The organism is Limosilactobacillus gastricus PS3 (genome assembly GCF_000247775.1).
Taxonomy (GTDB): domain Bacteria; phylum Bacillota; class Bacilli; order Lactobacillales; family Lactobacillaceae; genus Limosilactobacillus; species Limosilactobacillus gastricus_A.
The window spans coordinates 94,344-106,464 of sequence record NZ_AICN01000072.1 but is presented as its reverse complement, the minus strand read 5'-3'; the positions used below and the strand labels follow the sequence as shown (position 1 = coordinate 106,464).

General features: G+C 42.7%; 13 protein-coding genes. 10 read left to right on the top strand and 3 right to left on the bottom strand.

Features of this window, described 5'->3' with window-relative positions; genetic code table 11:
* Genes hisD through hisC form a run of 8 tightly spaced genes read left to right on the top strand, consistent with a single transcriptional unit; the run spans position 1 to position 5,675 of the window.
* On the top strand, positions 1-1,278 hold the full coding sequence (hisD, locus tag PS3_RS08540) for a histidinol dehydrogenase (RefSeq protein WP_007122687.1): 1,278 nt from the start codon (positions 1-3) through the stop codon (positions 1,276-1,278).
* 12 nt (positions 1,279-1,290) lie between these two features.
* The gene (gene hisB, locus PS3_RS08535; RefSeq protein ID WP_007122686.1) at positions 1,291-1,875 is read left to right on the top strand and encodes an imidazoleglycerol-phosphate dehydratase HisB; all 585 of its coding nucleotides are present in this window, start codon (positions 1,291-1,293) and stop codon (positions 1,873-1,875) included.
* Entirely contained in the window at positions 1,875-2,483 is a 609-nt protein-coding gene (gene hisH / locus PS3_RS08530; protein WP_007122685.1) for an imidazole glycerol phosphate synthase subunit HisH, read from the top strand. Before hisB ends, hisH begins: the two co-directional genes overlap by 1 nt.
* Complete coding sequence (gene hisA / locus PS3_RS08525; protein WP_007122684.1) at positions 2,480-3,205, top strand: 1-(5-phosphoribosyl)-5-[(5-phosphoribosylamino)methylideneamino]imidazole-4-carboxamide isomerase; 726 nt, start codon at positions 2,480-2,482, stop codon at positions 3,203-3,205. Before hisH ends, hisA begins: the two co-directional genes overlap by 4 nt.
* Entirely contained in the window at positions 3,195-3,953 is a 759-nt protein-coding gene (hisF, locus tag PS3_RS08520) for an imidazole glycerol phosphate synthase subunit HisF (protein ID WP_040468754.1), read from the top strand. The genes hisA and hisF overlap by 11 nt, the downstream gene beginning before the upstream one ends.
* Positions 3,950-4,258 (top strand): phosphoribosyl-AMP cyclohydrolase, encoded by a 309-nt coding sequence (gene hisI, locus PS3_RS08515; protein ID WP_040468753.1) that lies wholly within the window; start codon positions 3,950-3,952, stop codon positions 4,256-4,258. The genes hisF and hisI overlap by 4 nt, the downstream gene beginning before the upstream one ends.
* Before the next feature lie 3 nt (positions 4,259-4,261).
* Positions 4,262-4,582: a phosphoribosyl-ATP diphosphatase gene (gene hisE, locus PS3_RS08510; protein WP_040468752.1), complete on the top strand. Its 321-nt coding sequence runs from the start codon at positions 4,262-4,264 to the stop codon at positions 4,580-4,582.
* A gap of 19 nt (positions 4,583-4,601) precedes the next feature.
* Positions 4,602-5,675: a histidinol-phosphate transaminase gene (gene hisC / locus PS3_RS08505; RefSeq protein WP_007122683.1), complete on the top strand. Its 1,074-nt coding sequence runs from the start codon at positions 4,602-4,604 to the stop codon at positions 5,673-5,675.
* Positions 5,676-5,700: 25 nt separating this feature from the next.
* On the opposite strand, the gene thrC is transcribed toward hisC, so the two are convergent.
* Positions 5,701-7,191: a threonine synthase gene (gene thrC / locus PS3_RS08500; RefSeq protein ID WP_007122682.1), complete on the bottom strand. Its 1,491-nt coding sequence runs from the start codon at positions 7,189-7,191 to the stop codon at positions 5,701-5,703.
* A gap of 118 nt (positions 7,192-7,309) precedes the next feature.
* Between thrC and PS3_RS08495 the strand changes: the two genes are divergently transcribed.
* Positions 7,310-8,599: a homoserine dehydrogenase gene (locus PS3_RS08495; RefSeq protein WP_007122681.1), complete on the top strand. Its 1,290-nt coding sequence runs from the start codon at positions 7,310-7,312 to the stop codon at positions 8,597-8,599.
* Between the two features lie 13 nt (positions 8,600-8,612).
* On the top strand, positions 8,613-9,479 hold the full coding sequence (thrB, locus tag PS3_RS08490; protein WP_007122680.1) for a homoserine kinase: 867 nt from the start codon (positions 8,613-8,615) through the stop codon (positions 9,477-9,479).
* Between the two features lie 50 nt (positions 9,480-9,529).
* Here the strand turns inward: thrB and PS3_RS08485 are convergent, their stop codons facing one another.
* Positions 9,530-10,315, bottom strand: a complete 786-nt coding sequence (locus PS3_RS08485; RefSeq protein WP_007122679.1) for an ion transporter — start codon at positions 10,313-10,315, stop codon at positions 9,530-9,532.
* Positions 10,312-11,991 (bottom strand): NFACT RNA binding domain-containing protein, encoded by a 1,680-nt coding sequence (locus tag PS3_RS08480; RefSeq protein WP_007122678.1) that lies wholly within the window; start codon positions 11,989-11,991, stop codon positions 10,312-10,314. Before PS3_RS08480 ends, PS3_RS08485 begins: the two co-directional genes overlap by 4 nt.
* Positions 11,992-12,121: the final 130 nt, after the last annotated feature.

Sequence of the window (12,121 nt, the reverse complement as noted above, 5' to 3'; positions counted from 1 at the left end):
ATGAAAATTTATCAAGAAGATTTAGCCACCATGAAACGCATCGTTGATGACTACACACAAGAGACGGTCGACTTTGAAATTGAACAATCTGTCCAAACTATCATCCAAAATGTAATTAAAAATGGTGATCAAGCGCTGAAAGATTACAGTAAAAAATTTGATCAAGTTGATTTAGATAAGTTATTGGTTGAGCCCAGCGATTTAGAAGCAGCTTACGCCACCATTGATGACGATCTAAAGGCAGCGCTCTTAACGGCTAAGGATAATATCACGGCCTTTCATGAATTAGAAAAAGAAACGGGCTTTTTGGATGTCTCAACTCCCGGAATTGTACGTGGTCAAAAACTAACCGCTCTTAAACGAGTGGGCTTATATGTTCCAGGCGGGACAGCTGCTTACCCTTCCACGATTTTGATGAATGCAATCCCAGCTAAAATTGCGGGAGTTCAAGAATTAGTGATGATTACGCCTCCACAAAAGGATGGTATTAATCCGGCTGTTTTAGCGGCAGCAAAGATTGGGGGAGTCGATGCCGTTTATCAGGTTGGGGGAGCGCAAGGAATTGCGGCCTTAGCATATGGAACCGAAACGATTCCAGCGGTCGATAAAATTGTGGGACCGGGAAATATTTTTGTTGCAACCGCGAAAAAACAGGTCTTTGGCCAAGTCGCAATTGACATGGTAGCTGGTCCTTCAGAAATCGGTATTTTGGCTGACGCTAATGCTAAACCAAGTGAACTGGCAGCGGATTTATTATCCCAAGCAGAACATGACCGCCGGGCACGGGCCATGTTGGTAACGGATAGTCTTGATTTAGCCCAAGCAGTTTCAAAAGAAGTCGATCAGCAGTTGACGACTTTACCTCGTCAGGAAATTGCTCAAGCTGCCATCAATGATCGCAGTTTTATCGCCGTTATGCCAAAAGTGACGGAAATGTTTGAATTGATGAATGCCATTGCACCAGAGCATTTAGAAATTGCCTTTGATAATCCAAGCCAATATTTGGGTTTGGTTGAAAATGCCGGTTCGGTTTTCTTAGGTCGATATTCAACAGAACCACTTGGGGATTACTTAGCAGGCCCCAACCATGTATTACCAACCGGCGGGACCGCTCGTTTTTCTTCGCCCTTGGGCGTCTACGATTTTGTGAAGCGGACGCAGTTTTTACAATATTCTGCCGAGCAATTGGCGAATGTTGCAAATAAAGTTACTAAATTTGCGCGAACGGAAGGTCTTGAAGCGCACGCGCGGGCAATTGAAGCAAGGTATAAGGATTAGGAGGACTCGGCAATGCGGACAGCCACGATTACTCGTCAAACTGGCGAAACCAAAATTACGGTTGAACTAAATTTAGATCAGCAAACCGGAGTTGAAATTCAAACCGGAATCGGTTATTTCGATCACATGTTAAATTTATTTGCTAAGCATGGCCGTTTTGGTCTGAAGGTCACGGCTCAGGGAGATTTGGAAGTTGATGCTCATCATACGGTCGAAGATACGGGAATTGTACTCGGAGAATGTTTTAAGCAAGCTTTAGGCGATAAAGCCCAGATAGAACGTTATGGTGATGCGTGGGTTCCGATGGATGAAGTATTGGCTCAAGTAGTGGTGGACTTAAGTGGACGATCCTACCTAGTTTTTGATAGCGAGTTTGAAAATCCGCGGTTAGGTGACTATGAAACCGAAGTAACGGAAGACTTTTTCCAAGCCGTCGCCTTTGCGGCCGAAATGAATTTACATGCGCGGGCGTTATATGGTCGAAATACGCACCACAAAATTGAAGCACTCTTTAAGGCGTTTGCGCGAGCGATGCGCAAGGCCGTAACTATTAACCCCGAAATCGTGGGTGTTAATTCCACGAAAGGAGTGATTTGATGATTGCCATTATTGATTACGGTGCAGGGAATACTTTTAATGTTCAAAAAGCTTTTGATTTTTTAGGGGTTGAAACCGTGCTAACTAGTGATCCCAAGGTAATTGATCAATCTTCGGCTTTAGTTTTGCCTGGAGTGGGGGCTTTCAAAGCAGCGATGGATAACTTACAAGCGGCTGGACTTGTCGATATTATTAAAACTACGGTGGCTAATGGTAAGCCTTTGTTAGGAATCTGTTTGGGCATGCAGATGTTGTTTGAGTATTCAGAAGAGTATGGTCAGACTACTGGGCTAGGCTTAATTCCTGGTAAGGTAGTTGCGATCCCCGATGGCGACCTGTTAGTTCCGCAAATGGGCTGGAATCAACAAATCCTGCATAAGCCAACAAGCGTTTTCAATGAAGTGGCGAATCAGTATACTTATTTTGTTCATTCTTATTATGCCCAAACTGATCCCCAATATATTACCTCAACGGTTGACTATGGCGTTCAAGTTCCAGCTATTGTAGAACGCGATCAAATAATTGGGATGCAATTTCACCCTGAAAAAAGTGGTCAAGTTGGCTTACGGTTACTGAAAGATTTTGTGGAAAAGGTGGTGACAAAATGATTATTCCAGCTATTGATATGCAAAATGGGAAAAGCGTTCGTCTCTACCAAGGTGATTTTGCGGCGGAAACCTTAATTAATGAGTCACCTTTACAACAAGCTCATCAATATCAAGCCGCCGGCATCCGCGTCATTCATCTGGTTGATCTTGATGGGGCCAAAGTCGGTCACCCGGTTAATCAAGCAATTGTTGAAACGATTACTCATCAATTTTCCGGTCAAGTTGAAATTGGAGGGGGAATTCGGACGGCAAAGGATGTTCAAAGCTACTTCGAGCTAGGGATTGACCGAGTTATTTTAGGATCGATTGCTTTAAAAGATCCGGATTTAACCAAAAAGCTCTTAGCTCAATACGGTGGAGAAAAAATTGTGATCGGTGTTGATGGTCAAAACGGGCAAGTGGCGACGGAAGGCTGGTTAGATCAGTCACAAGTTGCCATGGGGGATTTAATTGGTCAAATGGTAGCAGCGGGTGCCAAGCACTTTATTGTGACTGACGTTAGTCGCGATGGGGCAATGCAAGGCCCCAATGTGAATTTATTAGCTGACTTGCAAGCCCGTTTTCCGGGGGCGAACATTATTGCTTCTGGAGGAATTCGGGATTTAAATGATATTAAGGAATTACAAAAGCAAGGGATTCATGATAGTGTGGTTGGTCGATCTATATATGAAGGGACGATTAGTCTCGCGGAGATTGCAGAGGTGAACCGTCATGTTAGCTAAACGAATTATTCCTTGTCTTGATGTAGATAATGGTCGGGTCAAAAAGGGCGTTAATTTTGTTAATTTGACCGATGTTGGGGATCCAGTCGAAATTGCGCGCGCCTATGAACAACAGGGAGCTGATGAACTAGTCTTTTTGGATATTACCGCGACCAATCAACATCGTCATCCAATTACCGAAACCGTTGAAGCAGTATCTCGTCAGGTTTTCATGCCCCTTACTGTTGGTGGGGGTATAAATACTTTGGATGATATCCAAGCCTTGTTACGAGCCGGGGCAGATAAAGTTTCAATTAATTCTGCTGCAGTCAAGAATCCAGACTTAATCTCTCAAGCGGCTCAACGCTTTGGAAATCAGTGTATTGTGGTCGCCATTGATGTAAAGACCGATCCCCAAAGTGGTCAAAAACTGGTTTATACACACGGTGGTCAACAAGCAACCAATTTGGAAGCCATTGCTTGGGCGCAAGAGGTGGTGAAACGTGGTGCTGGTGAATTATTAGTGACCAGTATGGCTCATGATGGTACTAAACAGGGCTTTGATGTTGATTTCTATCGGCAACTGACGGCGGCCGTTGAAGTTCCCGTGATTGCTTCTGGGGGGGCTGGCAAAGTGGAAGATTTTGCCCAAGTTTTCCTACAGTCGAAGGTTACCGGGGCGTTAGCAGCATCGGTCTTTCATTTTGGCGAATTAAAAATTAAAGATGTCAAAGATTATGTTCGCTCCCAAGGGGTGGTGATGAGATGAAACCTAAATTTACGGATGGCTTATTAACTACAGTGGTTGTTGATGATACCACTGGTGATGTCTTAATGGTGGCTTGGATGAATGAAGAAAGTTATCAGTTGACTCTGTCGAGCCATGAAACCTGGTTTTGGTCGCGATCTCGCCAGGAACTATGGCATAAGGGTGCGACTAGCGGCAATACTCAGACCGTTGTTTCGATGACGCTCGATTGCGATGCTGATACCTTATTAGTTCGGGTGAATCCGGCAGGCCCAGCCTGCCATACGGGCGCGCGTTCCTGTTTTTTTAATCAAGTGGAGGCTTAAGAGATGCAAGATTTAGCACAATTATATGAATTAGTTTTAAACCGGAAAAATAATCCCCAAGCCGGTTCCTATACTGACTATCTATTTACGAAAGGCTTAGATAAGATCCTTAAAAAGATTGGGGAAGAGGCGACCGAAGTTATTGTGGCCGCCAAAAATCCTGACAAGAGTGAATTACAATATGAAACTGCTGATCTACTTTATCATTTGATGGTCCTGTTAGTGGAACAAGGCGTTTCATATGACGATATTAAGCGTGAATTAGCATCACGAGAAGGCTTAATGTCCAAAACCCAAGAACGGCGAGAAATTAAAGAATACTAGGAAATGGGAGGCGTGATTGATGAAAGAAAGTATTAAACACCTCAAAAGTTATGAACCGGAAACGTCGGTGGAAGAGGTTAAAGCAGAATATCATTTAGATCGGATCGTGCGCTTATCAGCAAATGAAAATCCATATGGGACCTCACCGAAGGTTAAGGAAGCCATTCTTAACTGGGACTTTGATGGCAATTATTATCCTGATTCGGAATCAAAGATTTTACGGAATCAAATTGCTAATTATTGGTCCTTGTCACCGGACCAACTTATTTTTGGCGTTGGTTTAGATGAAATTTTAGAATTGATTTCGCGGACCTTTTTAACGCCAGGCGATGAAGTAGTGGTTCCTGATCCAACTTTTTCTGAATATGCTTTACATGCGGAAATTGAAGGGGCCAAAGTGGTTAAAGTTCCAATTGATGCAGAGACGGGCCATTATGATTGGGCTGCCATGACCAAGGCCGTTACTCAACAAACTAAATTAGTCTGGCTTTGTAATCCCAATAACCCGACCGGAGTTATCGAAAGTCGGGCAGATATCCAAGCCTTCCTTGATCAAGTTTCGACAGACACCTTAGTCTTGGTTGATGAAGCTTATATGGATTTCGCTGATGAGGCTCAGGGTGTGACCTGCTTCCCATTATTGAGTCAATATCCAAATCTAGCCGTCTTACGAACTTTTTCAAAAGCATATGGTCTAGCTGGTTTTCGGGTTGGCTTTATCGCCATGGCTCCGCAGTTAGCACAATATATGCAAATGATTCGGTTGCCATATAATATTCCGACAGTCTCGCAAATTGCAGCGCAAGCAGCCTTTGCTGACCAAGCCTTTGTCGACCAAGTGGTTGCTAAAAACCGGGTTGAACGGCAACGTTGGATGGACTTTTTTGATCAAATGGGTGTAAAGTATTTCCCAAGTCAAACCAATTTTATTTATTATCAGGTGGATGATGAGCAAGGCTTAGCCGAGGCCTTATTATCCCAAGGATATCAAATTCGGCGTGGCTTCCAGCCGCATTGGTTAAGAAATACCATTGGCCTGCCGGCTGATAATGATCAGATGATGGCGATTACTAGAGAATTTTTAAAGGCATAATAAAAGCGCCCAACGGGCGCTTTTATTAGTTTAGATCTAAAATATCGCTAATTTTGGCTTTCATTTCAGCCGGTTTAACAACCGTTTCCGTCCGGTGGTCAGGGCCAAAGACGGTTTGAATCCCGGCCGGAGGAGTTGTTTGTAAGTATTTCTCGAGTTGCTTAATGGCTGGCAAGCCAGCCTCTTCAACTGGATGATCAGTTAAGGCTTGGTAAACAGTTTCTGGGAATTTGTAAGGACTAGCTGTTGCCACTACGATCATTGGGGTCGAATCACCGGATTCTTTTTGATATTGGTGAGCCACATATGAACCAACAGCGGTGTGGGGGTCAAGCGCATAGTGATCGGCTGTAAAGACCCGTTTAATTTCTGCACGGATCTCATCTTCACTGGCAAAGCCTGCCGCAAAGTCACTAAGTCGATCATAAACTTTTGCAGGTAATTGATAATGACCTTCCGTCGTTAATTGATCCATTAATTGACTGATTAATTCGTAATCTTGATCAGCGGCGTCGAATAGTAAACGCTCCAAATTACTTGAGACCAAAATATCCATAGAAGGTGAGATTGTAACGTTAAAATCACGCCGTTTATCATACTCACCAGTTTTAAAGAAGTCAGTTAATACATTGTTGGAATCGGAAGCACAGATTAGCTTATTGATTGGCAGGCCAAGTTTTTTCGCATAGTAACCAGCTAAAATATCCCCAAAGTTCCCAGTTGGGACACTGAAATTGACCTTATCGCCTACTTGAATTACTTCACGCTGCACTAGTTGAGTATAAGCGTTGAAATAGTAGGTAATTTGCGGGATTAAGCGACCAATGTTCATCGAGTTAGCAGATGAGAACTGATCATGATGAATCAATAATTGTTCCCGGAAATCCGGATCGTTAAAGATCTGTTTAACGTAGGTTTGGGCATCGTCAAAGTTACCCTCAACGGCGACAATATTAAGATTATCGCCAGGTTGAGTAAACATTTGCTTCAATTGAATTGGGGCCACCCCGTTGTGTGGATAAAAGACAATAACTTGCGTTCCGTCAACATCTTGAAAACCACACATGGAAGCTGTTCCAGTATCCCCAGAAGTAGCAGTTAGAATGACGATTTTGCGATCAACCTTTTCTAGTTTAATAGCATTCGTCATTAAGTGAGGCAATGTTTGTAAAGCGACGTCCTTAAAGGCGAGCGTAGGGCCATGGAATAGTTCCAAATAGTATTGACCAGCATGGTCGTCGCTCACTGGGGTAATCGTTTGGTCATCCCATTGATCATTGTAAGCTGCAGCGACAATTTGATCTAATTGTTCGGCTGAATAATCATCAAAAAACCAACCAAGTACTTGACGAGCTTGTTCCTGGTAGGTTAACTTAACAAATTCTGTTAAATTAATGTTCGGTTTTGGAAAGTCGACCGGGACAAACAAACCACCATCATTAGCAAGACCTTGAATCACCGCTTGGGAAGATGATAAGGATTGGTCAGTTGTGCCACGGGTACTTCGGTATTGCATAATATTCCTCCAAAAATGCGAATTAATACGAACTATTTTTAAGTATTATATCCTAATTGTACTGATATCAAAAGTAGTTTATGATAAACTAATAAAAAATTAACTTGAGGAGATCAGCATGGAAACAATCAAAATTGGCCTTATTGGTCTGGGAACAGTAGGTGCTGGGGTTTTAGAAATTATTTCGGACCCCGAGAATCAAGCTAAAATTGAAAATACGATTGGACGTAAATTGGCAGTTAAGACCATTGTCGTTCATAATCCAAATAAACCGCGTCCCGTTGATACAACCGGCATCAATGTGACGACGGATGTGGATGAGATCGTTAAAGACCCTGAGATTTCCATCGTCGTTGAAGTGATGGGAGGCATTCATCCCGCCAATGAAATCATTGAAGAGTTATTGCAAGCTGGAAAAAATGTGGTCACGGCTAATAAGGATTTAATTGCTTCTAATGGACCAAAATTGTCAGCTCTCGCCAACGCGAATGGTTGCGATCTAATGTATGAAGCTAGTGTTGCTGGTGGGATTCCGATCTTACGGACGATTACCAATTCATTTACGGCGGACCAAATCCTGGAAGTTAAGGGGATTGTTAACGGAACCACCAATTATATCTTGACGCAAATGCGGGAAAAACAATGGTCCTATGACCATGCTTTAAAGCGGGCTCAAGAATTAGGTTTTGCGGAAGCTGACCCGACCAATGACGTAGCGGGGATTGATGCCGCCTACAAGATGATTATTTTAAGTTTATTTGCCTTTGGAACCCAGATTAAGTTATCCGAGTTTAATGTTTCCGGGATCGAAAATATTACGGATCAAGATGTCAAACAAGCTGGCCAATGGGGATATGTTATCAAATTAATGGGGGTTGCCAAGTTAGTAAACGAAAAGCTTTTTGTTGAAGTTGCGCCAACCTTAGTACCAAAGAGTCACCCGATGGCGGTGGTTGATAACGAAAACAATGCCGTCATGGTTACTGGAGCGGCGGTTGGTGATACCCTATTCTATGGGCCTGGCGCTGGTGGTTTACCGACTGCCAATAGTGTTTTGAGTGATATTACATCGGAAGCTAAAAACATTACTTTAAAGACAACGGGGAAGTCTTTTAATTCCTATCAACATGAGCGGCAATTAGCGGATCCGGCGGATGTTAAGTACAGTTATTATTTAGCGATGACGATGCCAGATGTTTCGGGGCAAATGTTAGCCTTCACCACTTTAATGACGAAGGTTGGGGCAAGTTTTGAGCGGATTGAGCAAACTAACCGGGAAGATAAGTTAGCGGATGTGGCGGTTATTACCCATGCGATGACGAACCAACAATTAGCAGAATTAAAACAACTAGTAGCCGAAAGCGAAACCTTAAAACTTGACGCTGCTTATAAAGTATTACCATCGTAAGCGAGGAGATATAATGCGAATTAAGGTACCAGCATCAAGTGCCAATTTAGGACCTGGCTTTGATTCAATGGGGATGGCGCTGGGGCTATATTTAACGATTGATGTCTTAGAACCGACGGATCATTGGGTGGTCGATCACGATTTAGAGCAGATACCACATGATGAACGAAATATGGTTGTTCGGGCCGCCTTAAAAATAAAGTCAGATTTGGCGCCTCACCATATTGTAGTTAATTCCCCGATCCCTTTAGCACATGGTTTAGGTAGTTCCTCAAGTTGTAACGTTGGTGGGATCGAATTAGCTAACCAGATTGCGAAGCTACATTTATCGGCGGAAGAAAAGGTCGAAATCGCCAGTCAAATTGAGGGTCATCCCGATAATGTGGCACCAACCATTTTAGGGGGGACGGTGATTGGAACCAGTTTACATGATCACTTTATAGCCGTAAAAGCTCCCGCCATGCCATATCAGTTTGTGGCTTACGTGCCGGCTTATAATTTAAAGACCAGTGATAGTCGCAATGCTCTGCCAAACATGATTGGTTTTCATGAGGCAACCCAAGCCAGTGCTATTGCTAATACCCTAGTGGCCGCCTTATTTGCGCAAGATTATCAAGCCGTAGGGGAATTGATGGAAGCTGATATGTTTCATGAACCCTACCGAAGCAAATTGGTACCAGAACTAGCTCAAGTGAGAGCAATCGCGCACCAACATCAGGCGCTAGCTACCTATTTAAGTGGGGCGGGGCCAACGGTAATGACCTTATTACCTAAAGATGCATCTGTGGATGAATTCGTACAAGCTTTAAAAGCTAATGGCTTAGATGATCCCGTGATGGTGCTACCAATTGCCGAAGCAGGTGTTGAAGTTGACAATTAGTTAATCAAAAAGACCCGTTTGCAGGAAATTCCCTACAAACGGATCTCTTTTTAGTTGTCATCTTGTTTGTTTTGGAGCTGATCTTTTAACGTTTTCAATTCGTTTAGGATGGCTTGATTTTGTTTAATCAAATCAGCATTTTGTTTCAAGATGGCCTGATTTTCATGGTGTAATTTTTTAAGGGAATGTTCATTTCGTGGGGATCGCCGGGAGAACAGGGCGGTAATATTTCCAGTGATTACCCCGACTAAACCAATCCCAACCAGCATGTCAAAAACTGCGGAAATCTTCCCCAGAACAGTGTGGGGAGCAATATCGCCATAACCGACAGTCGTACTAGTGGTAATTGCAAGCCATAGTGATGCCCAAATAGAACGATTTTCTGCAATTGAGAACATGATTGAGGTGATTGCTAAGACGGAAATGGAAATATATAGATAGTAGATTAATCCGTTAAATTTTAAAAAATAGCGCAACCGTCCAATCAGACCAACTAAACGTGTCAGCCTTAGGAGACGAATAACAACAAATAACCGTCCCAAACGGTTAATTCGGAAGATTGAGAAGGCGAGGTTGACAGGGATAATTGATAAAAGATCAAAAATGTTATGGACAAAAAAATCTTTCTTATTTTTCGCCCGCCCAAGTCGAATCAAGTAATCTAGGGTGAAAATTCCCCAGATTAGGTTATCAACCAGAGAATACGGATAAGCGGTAATCGTTATGGCCCGGGAAAGATCCATTACGATCAATAAGATGGAAACAATCGCCAGGAGGGCCATGGTAATTTGGTATGTAATGATGAGTCGTTTTTGTTCTTTTTTACGTATTTTCATGGTAGTTTGGGGGTTACTGTTAAGGTAGTTTGACCGCGGAAAGTAACAAAGCCCGGACGAGCGCCACTTGGTTTATGGATCGCTTTAATAGGCAAGTAGTCGACCTGGACATGACTAGAATCGCGTCCCTTGGAGAAGTAGGCGGCGATCTCCGCAGCCTCTTGAATTTCTTCATCTGACGGTGAAGTCGATCTTAAGACCACGTGGGAGCCAGGGAGATCCTTGACATGGAACCATAATTCATTTTTATTAGCAATTTTAAAGGTCAATTGGTCGTTTTGGCGATTATTCTTGCCAACTAAAACCGGAATCCCACTCGAAGTCTGGTATTCGCTTGGTTGACTCGGTTTGGTCTTGCGTTGCTTCTTGCTGGAACCTTTTTGTTTGATATAACCTTGTTCTTGCAACTCCAGCCGAATATCTTGGATATCGGCTGGTGCAGCTAGGTCGATCTGACTAAGAATGGCGGACAAGTAATCAATCTCTTGATTAGTAAGCGCTAATTGTTCATTGACGTAATCGACCGAGGTTTTAAGTTTGTTATACTTCGTAAAATAACGTTGAGCATTTCGTGAAGGAGACAATTCCGGTGCTAAGCTAATTGTGATCGGTTCGTTATTGGCATAGAAATTAGGTAATTCAATTTCGGTCATCCCAGGTTGGAGTTGGTGTAAATAGGTGGTTAAAATTTCACCGTTAATCCGATATTGATCGGCAGTTTTAGCATCGTCTAATTCTTGATTTAGTTTCTTTACTTTGCGGCGATCTTTTTTCAAGACATTATTAATTACTTTAATGACTTGACCGGCCAGTTCCTTGGATCGATCACGCTCAGCTTTGTCAGCATAAAATGCATCTAAAAGGTCCGATAAGGAATCGAATGATCGCGGATGTTTATAATTTATCGTTGGCGTGAATGCAGCAAAATTTAGTTTTCCCCGCTCATTTTCATATAAAGTGGCATGAGTTTGGTTAAAGGTCGCCAAAAAGTTTTCATAAGTACTAGGTAAATGGTCACTTGTTAAGAGTCGGTGAGCTAATTCCAGGGCACTATCAGAACCAAAGCCTTGATATTGATTTTGGAGTGCCTTGGCTAATTCCCTAGGATCATCTTTGAATTGGCGAACCAGATCACTGTAGTGTTGATTTGGTAAAAAAGGATTTGTCCGAGCTTGTTTGGGAGGCATGATGAAAGTTGTGCCAGGTAACAAGGTCCGCACCCGGTTCTGATCACTCCCAACGTGTTTAATGGTGTCGATGATTTTGTGATCGGCAGCCTGGAATAAAATGATATTGCTATGCCGCGCCATAATCTCAATTTGTAAGATTAAAGTTTGTAAGTCACCTAATTCATCGCGATGTTGAAAGAATATTTGGATAATTCGATCGTTATCGACCTGTTTGATCTCATCAATAATCGCGCCATCCAGATATTTGCGCATGGTCATTGTGAAATTAGATGGGTTAGCGGGATTTTGGTAGGGGATTTGGGTAATTTGCACCCGTGGATAAGCAGGATTGGCGGAGAGTAATAATGGATAGTTGTGACGGTTAGCACGAATTACCATTAATAGTTCCAGTGGGTAAGGCTGGTTAATTTTCGCAATACGCCCTCCAGCAAGAGTTGCGTTTAATTCATGCACCATGGCATGTGTAAATAATCCATCAAAAGCCATTTAATCATCCTCCAAACAAATGTACGTCAATACAATTATACTGTAATAGTGCATCAAAATTAACTAGTTTGAGTTATGAATTTAATTAAGGTATGATAGAAACAACTTTGACATGCCGACGGAGGAGCAG

Coding starts and splice junctions, on each gene's coding strand:
- hisB (WP_007122686.1), top strand. CDS start 1,291: ATGCGGACAGCCACGATTACTCGTCAAACTGGCGAAACCAAAATTACG.
- PS3_RS08485 (WP_007122679.1), bottom strand. CDS start 10,315: ATGAAAATACGTAAAAAAGAACAAAAACGACTCATCATTACATACCAA.
- hisF (WP_040468754.1), top strand. CDS start 3,195: ATGTTAGCTAAACGAATTATTCCTTGTCTTGATGTAGATAATGGTCGG.
- hisI (WP_040468753.1), top strand. CDS start 3,950: ATGAAACCTAAATTTACGGATGGCTTATTAACTACAGTGGTTGTTGAT.
- thrC (WP_007122682.1), bottom strand. CDS start 7,191: ATGCAATACCGAAGTACCCGTGGCACAACTGACCAATCCTTATCATCT.
- hisA (WP_007122684.1), top strand. CDS start 2,480: ATGATTATTCCAGCTATTGATATGCAAAATGGGAAAAGCGTTCGTCTC.
- PS3_RS08480 (WP_007122678.1), bottom strand. CDS start 11,991: ATGGCTTTTGATGGATTATTTACACATGCCATGGTGCATGAATTAAAC.
- PS3_RS08495 (WP_007122681.1), top strand. CDS start 7,310: ATGGAAACAATCAAAATTGGCCTTATTGGTCTGGGAACAGTAGGTGCT.
- hisC (WP_007122683.1), top strand. CDS start 4,602: ATGAAAGAAAGTATTAAACACCTCAAAAGTTATGAACCGGAAACGTCG.
- hisD (WP_007122687.1), top strand. CDS start 1: ATGAAAATTTATCAAGAAGATTTAGCCACCATGAAACGCATCGTTGAT.
- hisH (WP_007122685.1), top strand. CDS start 1,875: ATGATTGCCATTATTGATTACGGTGCAGGGAATACTTTTAATGTTCAA.
- thrB (WP_007122680.1), top strand. CDS start 8,613: ATGCGAATTAAGGTACCAGCATCAAGTGCCAATTTAGGACCTGGCTTT.
- hisE (WP_040468752.1), top strand. CDS start 4,262: ATGCAAGATTTAGCACAATTATATGAATTAGTTTTAAACCGGAAAAAT.